General features: G+C 63.5%; 15 protein-coding genes. 6 read left to right on the top strand and 9 right to left on the bottom strand.

The window, feature by feature from the left end:
- The first annotated feature begins 85 nt into the window (after positions 1-85).
- Positions 86-757 (top strand): hypothetical protein, encoded by a 672-nt coding sequence (locus ACK4JY_RS10880; RefSeq protein ID WP_409605563.1) that lies wholly within the window; start codon positions 86-88, stop codon positions 755-757.
- A 3-nt stretch (positions 758-760) separates the two neighbouring features.
- Entirely contained in the window at positions 761-1,783 is a 1,023-nt protein-coding gene (locus tag ACK4JY_RS10875) for a hypothetical protein (RefSeq protein ID WP_409605561.1), read from the top strand.
- Positions 1,784-2,093: 310 nt separating this feature from the next.
- Here the strand turns inward: ACK4JY_RS10875 and ACK4JY_RS10870 are convergent, their stop codons facing one another.
- The 3 genes from ACK4JY_RS10870 to ACK4JY_RS10860 all read right to left on the bottom strand — a co-directional run bounded on the left by ACK4JY_RS10870 (position 2,094) and on the right by ACK4JY_RS10860 (position 5,230).
- Positions 2,094-2,753 (bottom strand): hypothetical protein, encoded by a 660-nt coding sequence (locus ACK4JY_RS10870; protein WP_409605559.1) that lies wholly within the window; start codon positions 2,751-2,753, stop codon positions 2,094-2,096.
- Positions 2,753-4,030, bottom strand: coding sequence for a DUF5677 domain-containing protein (locus ACK4JY_RS10865; protein WP_409605557.1), 1,278 nt, complete (start codon positions 4,028-4,030; stop codon positions 2,753-2,755). The genes ACK4JY_RS10870 and ACK4JY_RS10865 overlap by 1 nt, the downstream gene beginning before the upstream one ends.
- A 117-nt stretch (positions 4,031-4,147) precedes the next feature.
- Positions 4,148-5,230: a hypothetical protein gene (locus tag ACK4JY_RS10860; protein WP_409605555.1), complete on the bottom strand. Its 1,083-nt coding sequence runs from the start codon at positions 5,228-5,230 to the stop codon at positions 4,148-4,150.
- 261 nt (positions 5,231-5,491) lie between these two features.
- Here ACK4JY_RS10860 and ACK4JY_RS10855 point away from each other — a divergent pair, with 261 nt between their 5' ends.
- The 3 genes from ACK4JY_RS10855 to ACK4JY_RS10845 all read left to right on the top strand — a co-directional run bounded on the left by ACK4JY_RS10855 (position 5,492) and on the right by ACK4JY_RS10845 (position 10,866).
- The gene (locus ACK4JY_RS10855; protein ID WP_409605553.1) at positions 5,492-6,712 is read left to right on the top strand and encodes a hypothetical protein; all 1,221 of its coding nucleotides are present in this window, start codon (positions 5,492-5,494) and stop codon (positions 6,710-6,712) included.
- Between the two features lie 156 nt (positions 6,713-6,868).
- Positions 6,869-8,950 (top strand): ATP-dependent nuclease, encoded by a 2,082-nt coding sequence (locus ACK4JY_RS10850; protein ID WP_409605609.1) that lies wholly within the window; start codon positions 6,869-6,871, stop codon positions 8,948-8,950.
- Complete coding sequence (locus ACK4JY_RS10845) at positions 8,947-10,866, top strand: UvrD-helicase domain-containing protein (protein ID WP_409605551.1); 1,920 nt, start codon at positions 8,947-8,949, stop codon at positions 10,864-10,866. Before ACK4JY_RS10850 ends, ACK4JY_RS10845 begins: the two co-directional genes overlap by 4 nt.
- A gap of 75 nt (positions 10,867-10,941) precedes the next feature.
- On the opposite strand, the gene ACK4JY_RS10840 is transcribed toward ACK4JY_RS10845, so the two are convergent.
- Entirely contained in the window at positions 10,942-11,574 is a 633-nt protein-coding gene (locus tag ACK4JY_RS10840) for a hypothetical protein (protein ID WP_409605549.1), read from the bottom strand.
- Positions 11,575-11,690: 116 nt separating this feature from the next.
- The gene (locus ACK4JY_RS10835; RefSeq protein ID WP_409605548.1) at positions 11,691-12,425 is read right to left on the bottom strand and encodes a hypothetical protein; all 735 of its coding nucleotides are present in this window, start codon (positions 12,423-12,425) and stop codon (positions 11,691-11,693) included.
- 310 nt (positions 12,426-12,735) lie between these two features.
- Between ACK4JY_RS10835 and ACK4JY_RS10830 the strand changes: the two genes are divergently transcribed.
- A complete protein-coding gene (locus tag ACK4JY_RS10830; RefSeq protein WP_409605546.1) occupies positions 12,736-12,987 on the top strand; it encodes a hypothetical protein in 252 nt (83 codons plus the stop codon).
- Between the two features lie 269 nt (positions 12,988-13,256).
- On the opposite strand, the gene ACK4JY_RS10825 is transcribed toward ACK4JY_RS10830, so the two are convergent.
- From ACK4JY_RS10825 to ACK4JY_RS10810, 4 genes are all read right to left on the bottom strand, one after another.
- Entirely contained in the window at positions 13,257-16,067 is a 2,811-nt protein-coding gene (locus ACK4JY_RS10825) for a TonB-dependent receptor (RefSeq protein WP_409605544.1), read from the bottom strand.
- A gap of 268 nt (positions 16,068-16,335) precedes the next feature.
- Positions 16,336-17,328, bottom strand: coding sequence for an N-acetylglucosamine kinase (locus ACK4JY_RS10820; protein ID WP_409605542.1), 993 nt, complete (start codon positions 17,326-17,328; stop codon positions 16,336-16,338).
- Entirely contained in the window at positions 17,328-18,491 is a 1,164-nt protein-coding gene (locus tag ACK4JY_RS10815; RefSeq protein ID WP_409605540.1) for an SIS domain-containing protein, read from the bottom strand. Before ACK4JY_RS10815 ends, ACK4JY_RS10820 begins: the two co-directional genes overlap by 1 nt.
- Positions 18,484-19,782, bottom strand: coding sequence for a D-tagatose-bisphosphate aldolase, class II, non-catalytic subunit (locus ACK4JY_RS10810; RefSeq protein ID WP_409605538.1), 1,299 nt, complete (start codon positions 19,780-19,782; stop codon positions 18,484-18,486). Before ACK4JY_RS10810 ends, ACK4JY_RS10815 begins: the two co-directional genes overlap by 8 nt.
- Positions 19,783-19,855: the final 73 nt, after the last annotated feature.

The raw sequence follows: 19,855 nt of genomic DNA, 5'->3' as shown, positions 1-19,855 counted from the left end.
GCCGCACATGGACACGGCGTTCCGACGCCCATATGCAGCAAGACGGCGAGCCTGCGTTCGGCGCAACCGCCAGTGGGGGTGATCCGTGGCTGACGACCTTCTGACCCGTCTCGAAGCCTTTGTCCGGGCCTACTACAAGGAGAAGACCCAACCCCTCCTGCTGTCGCGGTTCGGGCAACTCGACAAACCGCTGCTCGAAGAACTGAAGGCGAGTTACGGGACCTTGATGGCCGCCGTGATCGCTGCAGGTCCGCAACGACTGGCCATCGTCGACGATCGACGAGGTCGCGAAAGCATGGTGCCAGCCGAGTACGCTCAGGGCGCGGAGCTCGAACTTCAGAAGCAGTCGGCGAAAGAGACTGAGAGCAGCGCCAAGTTCTCCAGCCTTCCCGTCGCCGTTCAGGTGGCGTTCGTCGTCCGCGCCGGCGAAGGCGAACACGTCGCCGTGCGAACCACCCGCCCGTTCCACTATCAAAAGGCGATGGACCCCGAGTTCATCCGTCCGGGATTCCGACGCATTCCGGAAGAGTACCGGCGACCCGGCATCAATCTGAATAAGGCGTCGCAGCAGGACAGGGAAGCTCTCTGGGAAGGCTTTCTCGCTTGGGCGCAGAAGGAACAGCTGGACCCGGCCGCGTTCCACGAAGGTTCAGGCACAAATGCATTGGCTCGCCTCCTCGCCGCCCAGCCACCCGAGATCATGAACCGGCTAATCATCCCGGCGGACATCGCCGACCTGCTGTTGCGGCGTCCCTAACCCGTGGCCAAGGCCGCAGCTAAGGTGCTCGCGACTTCGCGCAAAGCGAGTCGGGGCGCGCCGGGCCCTTGCCCCCTGCTCGTCATCGCCGGTCTGCCGGCGAAAACGGCGGAGATCGCGGCCGCGACGATCAACAACGACGAAGAGACCCGCTGGCGCGCCATCGCCATTCCGTTTGGCGATAAAGACCCGATCTACACCGCAGAGGCAGTGGTGGACCTCATGGTTCAAACATTGGCCTTCGCGATCCGGGGCCATCCGGACCGTGTTATTTCGCCCGACCCAAGCCGGATCCTCTTGGCTCACGTCGGTGCGCCCTGCAGCGACCTTCTTCTCGACGGGTTTGGGGCCTCGGTCATGACCATTCCTTTGGCGCATCCTGAGTGGACTTGGCCGCGCGGCCAACACTGGCGATTTGACATCAAGGAGGTCATGCCGGTGGTGAGGCGCACAATCCGCCTAGCAGAAGCAGACCCCTACGAAAGCTTCCGGCTCCGGCTAGAAGCCTTCCGTCGTGACGATGCGCTGCTGCTGCCCCAGAAAAACTTCAGGCTCACCAAGACGGAGACGCTTGAGCCTCGGTTCCGCGACCTTCTCCGGGGCCAGCTCACCCCAGCCCAGATTGATGCTCAGGTCACCACACGACGGTTCGGACTGAAGGAGCTGAAACGGTTCTACGGCAAGACGGGAGGTAAGAACCAATCCTTCGCCTACGACGATCGCTCCCTAGTCTTCGCCAAGGCCCACGTCGGCCAAGACGGCAATGTACATGAGATCGCCCCCTTGGCCGAAGGTGCGCCAGATCAAGTCCGGCTAAGGCGGGAGTTGGAAGGCCGCTTCCGCTTCGGCACTCCGTTGCGGTCTCCGGGGTTCCAGCACGATGTCCAATGGACCGATGGTAAGCCGCTCGTGCGGGAGCCCTTCGTCTGCATCGACCGGACGGATATCCTCGTCAGCGCGGACCACGCCAACGTCTTCGCCAGCGACGTCGTCACAGCGGCGAAGATCGATGCCGTAGAAAAGTAAAAGGCGGACCCGGAGGCCCGCCTGATACATCGCGTGTTATCGGTCTCTTCCGCCGGTTCGGTTGGCTGCCCAACCGCGCGATCCCCAAAGCGATCGGGCCCTCGGCCTTCTCGCCCGGTTCTCGCGGATCCAATCGATCCCCGAACAACGACAGCGAGGTCGAGCCTCGGAGCCGTCGTGCACTTCCACCGCGTACGGTTCAGGTGCGAATTAGGATAACACAGACACCTTGGCCCTTTCAGACCTGACGTCCAGTTAGGCCTATTGGCTCCAATCTGCAAGAATTTCGATAGAGTCTGCGGAAATCTATCTACGCTGCATTGGATGTGTCGCTGCGCTCAGTGGCGGTCTGATCGTTGGCTTGGTCGATCACGCGGGTCACGCTTCTTTTCGCCGGCCATTCTCGTCGAAGGTGGGCGAAGACCGCCGCCAAGTGGTCAGCGGCCTCCACTTCATAAGCATCTATCATTTTGCCCAAATCGACCCTCGGGTGGCTTACCTTCTGAGCCTCACCGTCCCAGAGCTCATAGGTCATCTCTTGATAGGTCTTCTCCTGTCGCCCCATGAAGCTGCGCATCGGGCCTCTCGCGCCGGGAGACTTCAGGCCGGATGTCTTCTTGGCGGGATGACCGACCAGGAGATTTCGAAAGTCGCGAATTTCTCTCCAGGCCGCACCGCCGGACACTGCGGGAGCGCCCACGGACGCCGTCAGTTCGGCAAGCGCATCCTGCTGGATGATCACTGCCTGCACGACCCCCCAGAACTCGATGTAGGCTATCATGGGCGACGGAGAAAACTCACGCCGACGGTGCGTCCACAGGGCTTCGCCGGTGTCCTGCAGCAGAAGCATCGCCGTTTCGTACTGAGCGAACCGATCCCGGTGGCCTGGCAGGAGAAAATAGCCCTCTCGTATGTCGGAGGCATGGAAGTGATCGTAGATCGCGCTACGGATACGGAGAAGCCGATCCATCAGCCTTTGCCTCCCAGCTCAGGCCGCTCGTCATCAGCCTGACGCGTCCAGGCCTCGAACTGCTCCTCGGTCATCCAAGTGGCGTCATGCATGGCTTGTCCCCCTCGCGAAAACGCCCTGCTGGCCGCGTCGCGAAGTCGGATGAGGACATTCATCCCGGCGAGTTTGTCGACAGACCAATTGGGACCAAGGAGCGGTCCAGTGAGACGAACTAGACTGTAGGCAGTCTCAGCACCGGCCTCATGAAGCCCTGCGATGCTGGCTGCGCCGGGCGGCCCTTCACCGAACACGTCCGCCACCGAGACGGTCAGGCCTTTCGTGCCAGCGTGAACGCCGTAGCTGGCGGCCTTGTACCGAAGCCGCATCTGGGCCTGATCCGCGGCCTCCTCCAAATGCTGGAAGCTGGGCTTCTCCTTGCCCAAGGCCTCCGCCGCCCACCCATATGGCGACTTAAACGCTGGCCCATACCGGGCGACGACCTCATTATAATCCGCCAAGGTCTGCTTCAATGCTGCGGCGTTTTTCCGCTTTGCCGCGTCTTTGGGGTGGCATCGTTGGTAGACTTCGGCACCGCGCTGGGCTTCCACAAGATCGTGGTCGAGGTAGCGGATCGCCAGCGCTTCTCCGTGGTCGCCCAAGACGATCGCGACGACGGAGATCTCATGAAGCGTCCGCCATCTGGAGAACGCGGCGTCGGCGAAGCCTTCGCGCAGCAGCGCCAAGATCTCGTTGGCCACCTGGATGCCGCGGATATGAAGACGATCGAGCGCCGTGGTCACCGCAACGCGCTTCTTGGAGCGCGACGCCCGGGCCACCGCGATGGCCTGTCCGCCGACGCTCTCGGCGGTCGCGATGAGCATGTCGAGCTTGTCGAGCGCATCACCCCAGAGGAGCTGGATGGTTTCAAGGAACGCCACGCGATCCTTGTCATGTTCGGCCTTGATCGCCGGCCATCGCTTACGAATCGACCTCAGCAGCACGTCCGCAGACTTCTTTACGACCCCTTCCACAGCCCCACTCATGGCGGCCTCAATCTGGTCGGGTAACCCCCGGATCTCAGCGGCGTCTTCCGCCGTAAAGGTGAGCTTCGCCTCGGTGAGGCCGGGGCGTTCGTCGAGTGTGATCGGCCCCTTACCGCCGGCGAGAAGGTGTTTAGCCAAGGCTTCAGTCTCATGCGGATGCAATTTGATCCCTGAGGCTTCAGCGCGGCGCGCGAGGATTTTCTGGAGCTGCAGCTCGGGTAATCGCCGCGCGCTTGCTTCGAGCGCCGCCTGCATGGGCTCCAGAGGCTTGGGTCGGGTTCTCGCTCGGGGTCTTGTCGCCACGCCCGCCTCTCCTATTCGCGCCAGCACTCCACTCAGCCCGTCTTGACCGAGCAAAGAGCCCTTAACACCCTAGTATAGAGTCAGTAGCTCTATCCGCCCGGCTTCCGGCTGATACATCAAGCCCGCCCGCACCCGATATCGGGTCGCGCCCTCACCCAGCTCCAGCACGACATTGAACCGGCTCACGTTCCAGTCGCTGTCGTGGGTCATGTCGTACAGATAGTTCTGCACGATCTTGGATTTGATCAATGCCGTCAGCTCCGCCGTCGATTGCGCCTCGCCCTGTCGGACTCCATGGCCGGGCGTAGCCTGGAGGTATTCGAATCGCTCCGGGCTGGCATGGACTTCCAGATCGCTGAGCTTTAGCGGCGTGGCGTGCAAGGCGTTCAGCGAGAACTCCGTGTCCTCCTCGAACCCCTGATAAACCGGGCGCTCGATCTTGTAGGTCAGCAGCACCCCAAACGGGTTCCCCGCGATGCTGCGCAGCTGGTAGCCGAAGTCCTCGAACGGGAAGCCGGGCAAGTTCCAGTTCTCGTCGGGCGGCGCGTCGTCCTCATGCTGGCTGACGATGACATTGCGGTGCTGAATGTAAGACGTGCCGATAGTGAACGACAGGTGGGTCTTGAAGGGCGACGAGAACGTCGTGTCCACGCAGCCGACGTAGGGGTGGTAGCCGTCGAACGCCTTCGTCAGGGCGTTGACCATGGGGTCGGTCAGGTTGTTGACGTAGACGATGTAGAACTGCGTGCCGTGGTGGTAGTCGACGTCCCGAACCGGCTGGAGCACCTCGACCAGATTCTCAAACATGGCGTCCTGGTTCTTGCCGATGTAGTCGCCGTGTAAGATCGACCGACTGCTCTTGCGGTGCAGGGCCGGGAGCAGACGCTCGTGGATCGGCAACGCGTAGAAGCTCTCCTTCATGTCGAGGGTGTCGAAGATTAGGGCGATCTCGCGCCGGTTGGGTTGGGGCACGAGCGCCTTCTGCAGCTTTTTGTAGTCAATCCCTTTCTCGTCCAACAGCCGAACCGTCTGGGCGACCATGCCGCGGATTTCACGATGCATGCCGGCCGACGACACGCCGAAATAGCTCCGCATCACCTCCAGCATGATGTTGTCACGGGCGTTGATGGTGTGGATGCTCAGCTTGGTCATGGCCGCTGAAGCTTAACAGACGAAACCGACGCTGGCCCGAGGGTAGGTTTTGGGCCAGAACGGGTCTGTGAACGAGGCTCTCCTGACCCGCCTGCTGTGATATCTGGATCGCGACGAGACGGCCCAGGCTGATGAAGTCTTCCTGCGGACGGATTCGCGCCCGAGCGTAATGGACCTTCGGGCCGGATGTGTTGTTGGCGGGATGACCAGCGTGCCCCTTTCCGCACGTCAGATTGCCTGCACCGCTCAAAAAGAACTGCCATGCTGTCCATTCGCTACCCTCACCTCTTCGCGGACATCCAGCGGTTCCGCTACGGCCTCATGCCGATCCGGCTGCCCGACGAGGAGAACTTCCTGGTCGTCAAAGCCAGCAAGGAGGCGATCCTCGCAGCTCGGCTCAAGGGAGGCTTTCGGATTTATCTGATCTCCGACATCGACGGCGCAACGAGTCACCTCGGTCTGGTTACGGCCTTCTTCGATGACCACGACGAACCGATCACGATGACGACGGCGCTCTTCGACGGCGACGGGCTCACGATTGATGTCTCCGCCTTGCTCGTCCAGCCGGCGTTCGATGTCTACTTCATCGATGAGCATGATCGGGAACTGCTGAGCGTCCGGGTCGATAATCCGGGAGCACCTCGGTTCGAACGTGCGATCCGATCCGCCTCGTTCCCCCAGTATGAGCAGGACGGCTTTGCGCAAGTTATGGGTGGGCTCAATGATCGCTTCGCCACTCGCGTGGCCGCGGACGATGACGCGGCGTTGGAGCTTCGGATTGTCGATCACCTCGCTCCCGAGGATCTGGCGATCTTAGACGCACGTCCCACAGCCGCAGCATTCCAATCGGCCGCTCCCGGTCCTTCCATCGCCACACTCGTACGAGAAGATCCCGGCCCGCCACAGGAACGCGACATCGCCGTGATGTTCGGCCGTGTCTTCCCAGCGGACGCCATCTACCTGAACCCTTTCCGTTCCGACACGGGGAAGGAGTTGTGCGACGTCCTGGTAGTCACAGACACTGAAATTCTGTTCGTGGAGGCTAAGGACAGCCCGAACACCGAGGCGTCCCTCGCCCGGACGCTAGATCGCAAGCGACAGACTATCCAAAGCCAGATCGACAAGGCGACCAAGCAGTTGACCGGGGCGCTCCTGTACGCCCGAAAGGGAAACGGCGTCGTCATCAAATCGGACGCGGGCCCGATAGCGCTGTCGCTGGAGGGCCGCCAGCCCCTCGGTCTGGTCGTTGTGCGGGAGATGTTCGACGACACTCAGATCGAGAATAGCGAGCCGATCCTCGCCGCAGTGGAGACCGTTCAGATCCCCTTGATGTTGATCGACTTCCCCGGCCTGCATATGGTGACGCAGAACCTTCGAACACCGTATCAATTCATCGGTGCCCTGCAAAACCTCTTCAACATGGCCCTTGAGCATGGCCGATTTCCGCGATCGATTTGGGGTGGACCGCCACCTGAGGCCTAGCGTCAGTCAAGGTGCGTGCGGGGTTGGGCTTAGCGAGAGCTGCCAGCAGGATCTGTCAGCTTCGCGCAGAGGCTCATGTCGCAGGTCGACTTTCAAACCAGCCTCACCTCATGCCCTGAAGCGGGCCCGATTGCCGCTTTGTAAGCAACTGAACTTATCAACCTAGTTCAGAATAGGTGCACTACACTTCCGGGAAAGCCTCTGTACGATGGCAGCTGGGGGCACTATTATCTTTCAAATCTTAAGATCGAGAATTTCCGAGCTTTCGGCTTAGAAGCGGCAGGCACGTCGCTGGACCTCACCCTGTCGCAGGGATTGAACCTGCTGGTCGGTGAGAACGACGCCGGGAAGACTGCCGTCGTCGACGCCATCCGCCATCTGCTCTGGACCACGAGCCAGGATTTCCACCGCCTGACCGAGGACGACTTCCATGTCGCTGGCGACCAGCGCGCCCTGGACATGAAGATCACCGCCCGCTTCGAGGGGCTCAGCCTGCTTCAGCAGGCAGCATTCCTAGAATATCTGACGATTTCCGATGGTGCCGAGCCTTCCCTGTCCATCTCTCTGTTGGCTCGGAGACAAGATGGAGCGGGCGGACAGAAGGGCCGCGCGAGCGTCTTTTTTCGCGCCGGGGCCGACGCCAAGGGCCCACCGGTCGAGGGGGCCCTAAGGGAGTTCCTACGCTGCACCTATCTCAAGCCGCTCCGGGACGCCGAAGGGGAACTCACCGCCGGCAAAAGCTCGCGGCTGTCGCAAATCCTGAAGTCGCACCCCAACTTTGCGGCAGAGGCGAAAAGCGACTGGTCCGCCGAGGCGCCGACAATCTCTCCCGCCACCCTCGTGGGCATAATGAAGCAGGCGGAATACCTGATCCGATCCAACACCGTCGTCCAGGCGGTGCATACCAACATCAACACCCAATTCCTCGAGGACCTGTCCCTCGGGACCGAGATTCTCACCGCGGCTATCTCTGTGGCCCGCAGCGCCGATCTGCAGCAGATCCTCGAGAAGCTAGAGCTGGCGCTCGACTCCAAAGCCGGCGTTGGTCTCCCGACGCGGCGCGGCCTCGGGTTGAACAACGTTCTGTTCATGGCCACCGAACTCTTGCTCCTCCGGGCGTCGGATGGCATGCCGTTGCTGCTGATCGAGGAACCGGAGGCTCATCTTCACCCGCAGATGCAGCTCCGCCTGATGGAGATGCTCGAGACACGAGCGGCGCCTCCCGCGTCGCCCCCCTTCTCCTCGAAACTCGATCCTCAATCGGAAGGCGGTGCTGAACCGGCCCCCGCCTTGCCGCCTCCGTCGGAGCGGGTTCAGGTCATCGTCACCACCCACAGCCCCATTCTAGCCTCCAAAGCTGATGTCGAGAGGCTGACCCTGATCACCCAACACCAAGCCTTCTCCTTGGCGGCGACCTGCACCCAGCTCGACGGGAGCGACTATGCTTTCCTTCGCCGGTTCCTGGATGCGACCAAGGCCAATCTGTTCTTCGCGAAGGCGGTCGTGGTCGTCGAAGGCGACGGCGAGAACATCATCCTTCCGGCCCTCGCCAAGGCGCTAAAGCGGTCTTTCTCGAAGTACGGGGTTTCGGTCGTGAGCGTGGGCCACCGCGGCCTGTTCCGCTATTCACGGATCTTCCAGCGTAACGACGAACGTAAGATTCCGATCCGTGTCGCCTGCGTTGCGGACCGAGACGTGCCGCCCGCCGCCGCCAGGGTCTATGTTCCACAGCCTTCGAAGCCCAAAGAAGGCAAGCCGGCTGAGAGGAAATTCGCCGACGAGTTCAGTCCGAAGGAGCTTGCCGATCTCGAAAACGAGTTGAAAGAAAGGGACGGCGAGCCAGTTGTCACCTTCGTCTCCCCAAGCTGGACCCTTGAACACGATTTGGCACTTGGCGGCCTGCGCCCTCTCGTACATCGCGCGATCAGGCTGGCGCGACGCGCGAAGAACAGCGGGGCACCGCTCAAAGATGAGGTGATGGCCCAAGTTCGCACCAAGGCCGACGAAGAGCTGGCGGCCTGGATCGTCGAGAGCCTTAGCGACGCTGAGATCGCCGCCAAAATCTACGAGCCCCTGTTCGACAAGAGAGCCTCCAAGGCGGAGACGGCCCAATACCTCGCTGACGAGCTCGAGCGCGCTGACCTGTCTCCGACGGAGCTGCTCGTCCGCCTGCCAGCCTACTTGGTCAGCGCGATCGAATACGTCACGGCGCCGATCGAAATCAACGAGGCCATATGATCCCCGTCGAGATCGAGGATGTCGACATTGACGAAATCGCCGGCTTCATGGGCCGGGAGTTCGATGCTGCGGACTGCCGACAGATCCTCAAGGCGCGCGAGCCCCTTGATGTCCAAGCAGCCCCGGGCAGCGGCAAGACGACCCTGCTGGTGGCCAAGCTCGCTCTGCTGGGCGCGCGCTGGCCCCACGCAAGGCAAGGCATCTGCGTCCTCTCCCACACCAATGTGGCCCGTATGGAGGTCGAAACGAGCCTCCACGATCACCCGGCGGGCCGCGCCTTGCGGGGCTATCCGCACTTCATCGGCACGATCCAGACCTTTGCCCACCAATACTTGGCTCTGCCGTACCTACGGGGTTTGGGCATCACCCCCCGCAGCGTCGATGACGCGCGGTTCACGGCTGCTGCAAAGCGGCTGGCGAAGCTCAACACGTTCTGGCGGGTTAGAAGTCATCTCGAGAGACACCCAAACACTGCAGACCTCACTCTTGCAACGCTGACTCTCTCAGGTCCCGATCTCGATCTGGTTTGCGAGGGGCCCCTCCCCGGACCCCACACCGATACCTTCAAGAGCTTCAATGAACTCAAGACACAGCTCGTCGCGGACGGCGTCTTTCGCTTCAAGGATATGTTCGCGATCGCCCAACGCGCCCTAACGGAGGTGCCCGAACTTGCCGAGGCCGTGAGCACGCGGTTTCCCGTCGTGTTCTTCGACGAGATGCAGGACACCGACGCCCTTCAGGAAGCCTTCGCCCAAGCTGCGTTTGGCGACCGATCGACGATTCAGCGTTTCGGGGACTGCAATCAGGGTATATTCGACGGAACGGACCGCTCCGAGACACCAAGCAGCTTCCCCGCCAAAGCCGCAATCGCCCTCTCTCACAGCCGCCGCTTCGGCCCGCATATCGCCGCGGCGGCGTCTACCCTCACGGTCATCCGCTCCCAGACGATTGTTGGAAATACCAAACGAGCCGAAAAGAGGCACGCTATCTTCCTGTTCGACAAATCCTGCGTCGACCGCGTGCTGCCCGCGTTTGGCGACCATATCCTCGTGGAGTTTCCCGAGCCGCTTCCCACCGGTTTTGTCGCCAAGGCGGTTGCTCTACGAAAAACGGGGGAAGGCACATACTGGCCCCGCCACCTCGGCGACTACTGGCCAGATTTCGATGCGACCCAGACATCGCGGTCGAACGGCCTAAACGCCTTGATCGGCTATGTCCGCAGAGCTCGCGCGGTCCTCAGGGAAGACGGGGCGCTCCATGCGGCGGCACCGATCATCTGGGAGGGCGTCACCGCTTGGCTCCACAATCACGACTGCGAGCTTCCAACGGGCGAGTCGATCGGAAAGAAGTCCGTGCTCAGGGCGCTCGATGAGGCAGATTCCGAGACCTCGGCCTGTCTGCTCGCGGCTGTGCACGACTGCTGCCTCGGACCGGTGCTCGTCGAGACATCCTGGAAGACGATCATTCAGAACGTCGTCACCTCACTGAAGCCATTGATCCCGACCGCCTCGGTGACCGACGACTTCCTCCTCTGGGACCCCGACACTCCGGTGGTCGACCAGAAGGCGACCCAACGCCGAAACACCTACGAGCATCTCGGGGAAGACAGAACGGTCGCAATCGACCTCAGCACCATCGCGGGGGTCAAGGGCGAGACGCACGATGCGACGCTTGTGCTGACGTCCTCCAAGAGCAAGCTTTACGACCTGAAGGAAGCGCTGGACCCACTATCCGGCACGGCCGCCGCCAGGTCAGCGAAAACGATCCCGGCCCAGCTGATGAATCTCTTCGTCGGGATCACACGGCCCAAATCCCTGCTCTGCCTCGCCGTCGTCGGTGATCACATCACGGAAGCCCAGAAGTCCGCTTTGATCGGCAACGGATGGCTGATTCAGGACCTTCGTCCGCTGGGGTGAAGCCAGCAAGGCGAGCAGCGCACGGGTATAGCAAGCCGGAAGGCTTCTTCGAACCAGCGCCAGTCTGGCAAGCCGCTAGAGTGCGCCGCCGGCTGACTTTGGCGGAGTGGTGGGTTGGTTAATCGCTGCCTCAAGCGAGCTGAGCGCCATCAACAGAGGTCCAAGATCGGCACCGCTTGATCTGGAGCCCTCGGACATTTCTGAGAAGCCGCGAGCCTTCGAAGGTTTCCGCTGCTGCATCCTCGTGTGGTCGCCAGCTAGCGCCTGCACGGAACGCTCGTCGGCATCGCTCTCAACCCGCCATCCGCGGTAGATCGGCTGGAAGTCGAGCTCATGATTTACGGCCAAGCGAGCCGCACGATTTATATCGGCGAGTTGCGCCGCGGCCCCAATTTCGAGGAGCTCTTTCAGAACACCCTCTTCGTCGTCATCAAGATCCAAGGAGATGGCGTCTAGCGCTTTGACGACGGACTTCAGAGACACTCCCCCCGAACGGTCTCTGGGCCGCCGCTCGATCCAGATCGTATAAAGTACGGACGCTTGGCGAGGTGTCAGCGGCTCGGACGCCAAGTGTTGGCTGATGGACGCGAGGAATTTTTCCTCATACTCGTTCAGCAGGCCTGCCTGACTTAGGGCCGTCACCCGATCCGCAAACGCCCCTGCCGCTCTCCGATCGGCGACCAGTTCGGCAATCCTCCAGAACGACACGGCGACACTCCGATGGAGCCAAGCTCGAAGAACAATGTTCTGATTCCCCATCGACGCAAATCTGGCGGCATTGGCACGCGCGCATGGCACCCTTCCGAGCTCGGAAAACCAGCCGACTATGCTGCGATCTGACGCGCTCGTTTCTGCGGCGCACAGATCGAGACACCCAACCTGTTCAAAGCATCCCCGGCAATCGCCGTCAGCCTGGTGAAGCCGGTCTCGGTGCGGCAGATGACGCATTTCTCCTGATCGTCCCATCGCGATCCGTCGAGATAGCTCACCGCGGCTGCTTCGCCCCCGAGATGGCGAACAAGCAACCGAATGTCCGAACGCTCGAATGGTGGCGGCAGCCCCTTCGAGGGCACCACGGGGCGCCGCGCCCTAGCAAACTTATCAATGGAGTCTTCAAGGTATTGTCGGCCATCCAAGTCCGGTTTTCTCGTCGAACCTGTCCGGTTTCGGCCCGCTTGAGCGGACGTTGCTGACCGCATTTCCACTGGTTCAGCGGCCGCTGGCGGCCGATTATGTTTCGGCTCAGATGGTCGATCCAGCGGAAGCGTGGCACGGCAGATGTTTGTCCGCCCTCGGCCCCGCCGAACCTCAATCTGAAGGTATCCCGCTCGGGAAAGGTCATCCATAAGCCGGCGGAGTTGGCGAACGCCGATCCCAAGCCCCTCGGCCATACCCTCCTGGCCCCGCCAAGCGCAGCCTTCGCGGGCATTCAGATCATGAAGAACGAAGCCGGCGACAGCCTTTGCTTGCAGTGAGAGATCGGGATCCCGAACGATGCACTGGTGCCAAGCGAACTTGGCCGCGACGAAGTTCTCGGGATCGAGCAGTTCCCGGATCACAGGCTGCTGCTCGCATCAGTGGAGAAACCGGATCCATCGGTGATTTCCAGAGTAGCCAGAGACCCGAAAACCCATTTGCAATCAATGGCCCCAATCGACCTCGTTAGACGGGCCAAGCGTCTGTTATTTCGGCGAAATACGGCTCCCTCTCTGTCCGCCACGGCTCTTCCTGGATAACTGCCGGGTTCCTGCAAACCCGGACGTAGCCCGACAGGAACGCGCCTTCGTTCACCGGAGACAGACAGACTGTCCGTAGTTGGCTTTTCAATCCGCGCCGCCGTGACCGCGCTCGGCGGTCTCAGGGGTCGGGATGAACCCGCGCCGCGACGACGTCGTCCCGAACATGGTGAGGCCGTCGAAGACGGTAGAGCCTGACGCCGTGGTAGTGATCGAGCCGGGCCTGCAGCTCTCCGGCGGTCGCGCCACGGGAAGCGCCCCTCCAGCCGGCCGAAAAGCTTCCGCGATCATGCCGACCCCGGCGCTTGCCAAGGCGGTGCTCGATGCTGTCGAAATAGTCGCGCGCATCGCCGGGCTCCTGACATGCTCGCCTACGCCGTCCTGAAGCAGGATGCCGACATCCTCCGGCGCCGGGTGCGCCCGACAAGGTCGAACACCCGGCCCGTTCACCGGGCGGGCAGCATTCGCCATGGAAAGCCGGGCAGCCGCAGCCCCCGATGGTGTCGGTTCGGAGTCTCCGCAGGACGGCGACGCTGCACGGACGGACTGGGCGGTGGTCCAGCGTCCGGTTCGGCGTGGTTCAGGGACCTGCTCCGGATCCCGGCGCAGGGACGCGTGGCCGCCGGGCCCGCAAGAACCCGGCGGCGGATCCGTCTAGAAGCGGTAGCTCAGGCCCAGCTTGTACGAGGCCCCGTAGCGGTAATAGCCCTGCGGCAGCAGCGGATTGCCGTTGATGCTGTAGGTATTGGCCTCGTCCAGCAGGTTCTGGCCCTCGATCGAGATGTCGATATTGTCGTTGATCTTGTACGAGGCGTGGGCCGTGACCCAGGTGATCGGGTCGGACTCTTCGTTGTAGCCTTCGCCGAGCACATTGATCGCCGTGGTGAAGCCATCGGTGTGATCGGCCGAGACGCTGAGCGACAGCGGGCCGCGCTCGTAGAAGGCGCCCAGCGAATAGACCGACGGCGCGATGCCTTCGAGCGGCCGCTCCTCATCGCCGACGAAGCTCTTCGACCAGTTGCGCGTATATTGCGCGCGCAGGCCGAAGCCGTTGTCCATGAAGTGCTGCAGCCCGACCTCGACGCCATGCACCTCGGCCGTGTCACCGTTGATCGGACGGCTGACGTTGAACAGATACCCGGGGACCCCGATGTCCTGACCCGGCTCCCAGCTGGTGGTGATCTGGTCCTCGATATCCTTCTTGAACACGGCGATGTTGAAGATCGAGTCCGGGCGGAAATAGTACTCGAGCGACGCGTCGTACTGGACAGCGGAATAGGGCTTGAGCGCCGCGTTGCCGCTGTAGATCTGGGTGAACTCGCCCCAGGACACGCTTTCGGTGGTGTTGGTCGGCGCCAGGGTCTCGACCGACGGCCGGGCCATGGTCTTGGCCGCGCCCAGTCGCAGGCGCAGCTCTTCGGTGAAGCGATAGTTGAGGTTCAGCGACGGCAGGACGTAGGTGTATTCGTTCTCCTGGGTGATCTCCGTCGGGTCGTCGTAGATGGCCGTATAGTTGAAGGCGCCGTTCTCGATGATCTCAAGGATTTTCGCGTCCCAGGCCTGGGCGTTGGTGGTCGTCTGCACGACGCGCACGCCGACATTGCCGCTCCAGCGCTCGGCCTCCAGATTGGCCTGGACGAAGCCGGCCCAGGACTCCTCGCCGACCCGGTAGCTTTGCAGCGGGTTCCAGGTCGGAGCCGCGGCGGAATAGTCATAGACCCCGCCGCCCGGCCGCGGCGTGCCGTCATAGGCGGCCAGCGCCGCCTGATAGGTGGCGATATCGAAGGCGAGGAAGGTGCGCGGGAACTGGGCGTCCACCTCGCTCATGAAGTTCGGCAGGTTGAAGCTGTTCGAAATCACGCCGCCGCCGAGGTCGCCGACGTTGATCGCATAGTTGCCGGAATAGTAGTCGGCCCCGCCGGTCAGCGAGTTGTTGACCAGGTCGCGCGACTTGGTGCGGTCGGTGTAGGTGACGCCGAACTGGACATTGGCCAGCCAGCCGCGTTCGACCTCCCACTGCCCCTTGAACGAGGCGCCGGTGATCTCGTCGTCGATATTGTCGCCGGCGAGCGAGAAATAGTGGGTGTTGAAGTCGGCGTCGGTGAACTGGCCGTTGGCCAGACCGGTGGCCAGGTCGCGTCCGTCGGCGAAATTCACCGTGACGTTCGGCACCCGGGCGCCGCTCAGCTCTACGCTCGCCGTGTTGGGCTGATTCATGCGCAGCACGACATAGCTGTCCTGCCCGCCGGAGCTGCGGCTGGAGGTCGAGAGGTAGACGTCGCCGGTCAGGGTCAGGGTGTCCGACACATTCCATTCGGCGTTGACGCCATAGAGCTGGGTCTCGACGACGCGGTAGGTGGTCTGGTTGAGCAGCTCCGGATTGAGGCGCAGTTCGGGATCGGGGTTCGTCATGTCGAAGCTGGTGACGATGCCGTCATTGATCTGCATGTTCGACCAGCGGCCGGGCGCATACAGGGTGTAGAACGACTGTTGGTAGCCGACCTGCGGGGAGTCGAGCTTGGTCGACAGCCCGTCGACGACGAGGCGGAAATTGTCCGACGGCCGCCACTCCAGCTTGGCCGTATAGGCGTTGCGCTTCTTCTCCTCGAGGATCGAGCCGACGCGGAACTGTCCCGGACCGATGAGGCCGTACTCCGCCGGATCCAGCACGCCGTTGTTGTTCGGGTCGATCGCGCCGCCCCAGGTGTTGCCCCAGAGCCAGCTTTCGTCGGTCGGATCGGCGTTGCGCGACCAGCCGCCGTCATTGCCGGCGACGTCCGTGCGGTCGTCGCGCTCCTCGGCCACGATCCCGACCAGAAGGCCGAGTGTGCCGTCAAGGAAGGTGTTGCTGTACACGGCCGACAGCTTGCGGCCGTCCAGCTCGGACATCCGGTTGCGGTCGCCTTCGAGGCGGATGATGCCCTGCTGGCCCGGGGAGTCGAACGGGCTGGCCGAGCGCAGGTTGATCAGGCCGCCGATGGCGCCTTCCGTGTTCGCCGCCTCGGCGCCCTTGATCACATCGGCGCCGCTGATGACGTCGGACGGCAGCACGTCATAGGCGAAGTCGCGTCCCGCGCCGTCGGTGGCGAGGATGCGGCCGTTGAACGTCGACAGGGTGTATTCGGGACCGAGGCCCCGGACGCTGACCGACTGACCCTCGCCGCCGGCCGTCCGGGAAATCGAAACCCCGGTAATGTGGCTTAGCGAGTCGGCGACGTTGTCGTCGGGGAACATGCCCAGTTCGAGGGCGCTGATCGAGTCCTGGACCGTGGCCGCGTCCCGCTTCAGCCGGACGGCGCGGGCGACGCTGCCGCGCACGCCCATGACGATGATCTCGTCGAGCGCCTGGGCCTCCTCGGGGGATTGGGCCTCGGCGGCGCTGGTCGCGGGGTCGGGGATCGCGGGGGCGGTTTGCGCCTGGGCGGCGCCCGCGGAAAGCAGGGCGGCGATGCCGACGCCGGCCATAATGGCGCTACGGTGAGATGGACGACGTGACATGGCGAACCCCTATTCTCGCATGATCGACGATGATTACCCCGACCGCGCCCGACATTTCGGTTCGTGGCCAAAATATGATACAAAAAGTAACTACTGTTTCGCGAAACTGTCAAATCGCTACGTAACGAAAGTTCACACCACGATGACCTTCGTTGCGAAAATGTCGAGCAGGGCCAGGCGGCAAGTCTCTGGCGCGGAGGCGGAGCCCCCGGGTTTCCTTGCGCCAGACAGGCCGTCAGACCTCGACCGGCAGTTTGAGACCATGGCCGCTGAGACGCGCCGCATGGATGACAGCGCCGATCGCCGGGCTGTAGCGCGGCGTCACCAGACGATAGTCCGGCGACCAGGCTGAAAGCCGCCGCCGGAAGGGTTGGAGGATGAGCTCGCCGCTGGCGAACACCCCGCCGGAATAGGACAGGTTCACCGGCTCGCCCGGCGGGTACTGCAGCCGCCGCCGGATGGAGTCCACGACCGCCGCCAGCTCCTGACCCGCCTGGGTGAAGACGCGCCGCGCCGCCTCGTCGCCCTGCGCCGCCGCGACGGCGACCAGACGCGACAGGGCGGCGATGCGGTCCCGCTGGGCCGTCGTCCGGGAATAGACATAGGCGCACAGGTCGAGCTCGGTCTTGAGCTCAAGCTCGCGCATCAACAGGTCGTACAGCGGTCCGCGCGGCAGCCGGCCGTCGGCCATGCGCGAGAACAGGTTGAGCCCCTGAACGGCGATCCAGTAGGCCGAGCCTTCGTCGGAAAAGACCTCGCCCCAGCCGCCGCCGCGGGCGGACAGGCCCTGGCGCTCGCCATAGCCGATCGAGCCGGTGCCGGCGACGATGTTGATACCGTCCTCGCCGCCCAGCGACCCGGCCCAGCCGCAGATCATGTCATTTCCACACGCGTATCGATGATGGCCGAGCAGGGCCTCGGGGATCACATCGAGGAACGGCTGGATCTGGGAATCCTCGCCGTGGGCGGGCAGGCCGAAGAAGGCGAAGATGACGTCATCCGGCGAGGCCCCCGCCTGGCCCAACACCGCCTCGACGCCTTCCTGCAACAGGGTGTGCAGGCCTTCGACGCCGATCTGGATGTAGTAGCTGGACCCACCCTCGTGCCGGGCCAGCTCGCGCCCGGCGCGGTCGGTCAGGACGAAAGCGGTCTTGGTGCCGCCGCCGTCGACGCCCAGAAAACACCCGTCGGACCGGCCCGTCTTTCCCGTCTCCCCCTCCCCCGTCATCAACCCAGCTCGTGGATGCGCACGCCCTGCACGACACGGTTGACCGTGCCCGAGGTATTGGGTTTGTCCGGCCTCAGCCCGAGGCGCAGCGACTCGAAGAAGGCCAGGATCTGCGGCGCGACGATGAAGGGCACGAGCAGGTCGGCGTCATCCGCCGTCTCAAGTCCAGGAATGCTGATTTCGTCGCCCTTGTTCAAGCCGACGCCGTCCTGGGCCGTGATGGCGACGACCCGGGCGGCGGCGTTGTCGCGTCGAAGCTCGTCGAGAAGATCGACATCGTAGCTGCGCGTATAGGCGTTGTTGGAGAAGAAGACGACGATCAGCGTCCGGTCGTTGACGATGGTTTTTGGCCCATGGCGGAAGCCGAGCGGTGAATCGAACATGGTCACCAGGGCGCCATTGGTCAGTTCGAGAAGCTTGAGCCCCGACTCGCGCGCCAGCCCCTTGAAGATGTGGCTGCCGAGGTAGACGACGCGCTCGTAGTTTTCCGCCGCGGCCGCCTGCATGACAGACGTATAGTCGGTGATGACGGTCTGGGTCGCCCGCGCGATGGCGTCGACCCGCTCGTCCATGACCGCGATGCCGCTGAACACCGCGAGGGCGGCGTAGGTCATGGTGGTGAAACTGGACGTCATGGCGAAGCTGCGGTCATGCGTCGGTTCGGGGAGTTGCACGGTCAGGCCGCGCGCGCCCTGACCGTACGCCGCCAGGGCGCCGTCGGCGTTGCAGGTGATGACGAGGTGGCCCAGCGTCTTGACGAGCCGGTCAGCGAGCTCGATGGCCGCGACGCTCTCCGGGCTGTTGCCGGACCGCCCGAAGGAGACGAGCAGGGTCGGCGTGTCCGCCTCCAGATACAGGTGCGGTGCGGAGACGATGTCCGTCGTCGGGACGGCCTCTACCCGGCGGCCGAGACGCGTGGACAGCACCGGCGCCAGGCACTCGCCGGCGAAGGCGGACGTGCCCGCCCCCGTCAGGATGATGCGAAGATCGCGGGCGGCCAGAAGCGGGGCGAGAAAGGCCTCGATCTCAGCGCGGCGGGCCATCAGCAGCTTTTGCGTCTCGCGCAGCATGGTTGGCTGCTGGGCGATCTCGCGCGCCGTCCACAGCGCGCCGAGGCGCTCCAGTTCGGACTCTTCGAGGCCAAGGTGGGTGATGTCAGACATCGACATACTCCGGCTCAGGGGTGCAGGCCGCGCGATAGGCTTCCAGCGTCGCGCCGATATGGGCGATCGTCAGACGGGCCGGATCGGGGCTCAGGGCGCGGTCGCGCAGGGCGGCGTTGGCCCCTGGCAGATACTGGCTGACCAGCGGCAGGGGCGGCGGATTGGCGGTGAGGTTGGCGAACATCCTCTCCTGGGCGGCGGCGATCTGCGGGTCCGGCCAATAGTAGCGGATCCGGTCCGAGAAACTGTACTGGAGGTCGAACTCCAGCTCTGCGCCGGCGGCGTGATAATATTTGGCCCAGTTGCGCGGATCGGCCTTCATCCGTTCGATGGCGATGCGACGGAAGCCGGAGGCGCGGTCCTGGCCGATCCATTCGCGTTCGATGGCGTCCAGCGCCCACAGGGCCTCGCGCAGGGCGAAGGTGACGCCCGGCCCGACCTTGAGGATGGCGAAATGGTCCTCGACCAGCGCCTTCAGCGCACCCGGGGTCTGGTAGTCCGTCGAATGGGCCTCGAAGACGATATGCGGCTCGTCGTCGAGCGCGGCGCTCAGTCTGATGGCCTTCACCCGATCGTAGTCGATGACCTTGTGGTGGTCGAACTCGACGCCGGGCTGGACGACCACGGCGATAACGCGCGGCCAGGCCTGCGACAGCCCCTCCTCCGCGAAGATGGCGCGGTGGGCCTCGATGGTGGCGATCGCCGCATCGGGCGTCGTCACCTCAAGCTCGGGCAGGTCCTCGGCCGCGCCGCCGGGCACGGGCACTTCGGTGCCGATGACATAGACGCAGGGCTCGCCGCCGACCCGCTGTTGCGTCGTCTCGGCGACCTTGATCAGGCGGGCGGCGCGGCGGGCGATGACATCCTCCGGCAGCGGGACCGGATCGTCGGCGCACGACATGGAACAGTCGGCGTGGATCTTGCGGAATCCGGCCGCGACATACTGCTGGATCAGCACCTCGGCCTTCGCCATGGCGTCTTCGGCGGCGAGGCCGGTCCACGGATTGGGCCCCAGATGGTCGCCGCCCAGCAGGACGCGTTCGTCCGACAGGCCGACCTTGCGGGCGATGGCGTGGACGAAGTCGCGGAACATCTCCGGCGTCATGCCGGTGTAGCCGCCGTCCTGATTGACCTGGTTGCAGGTCGCCTCGACCAGGACCACGTCGACGCCGGCGTCGAGGGCATGGACGAAGGCCGCCTCGATCACCAGCGGATGGGCCGAGCAGACCGAATAGACGCCGCAGGCCTGACCGGACTTGTGCCGGGCGACCAGGTCGAGCATCGCCTTCATGAGAATTTCCTTCGGTAACGGACCGCTCCCTCGGTCAATATACGGTCAACCGCAATCAAAACAAGGAAACCGA

Source organism: Brevundimonas sp., assembly GCF_046295595.1.
GTDB lineage: Bacteria > Pseudomonadota > Alphaproteobacteria > Caulobacterales > Caulobacteraceae > Brevundimonas.
The sequence above is the reverse complement of the archived record's forward strand: the minus strand, read 5'-3'. Positions and strand labels throughout refer to the sequence as shown.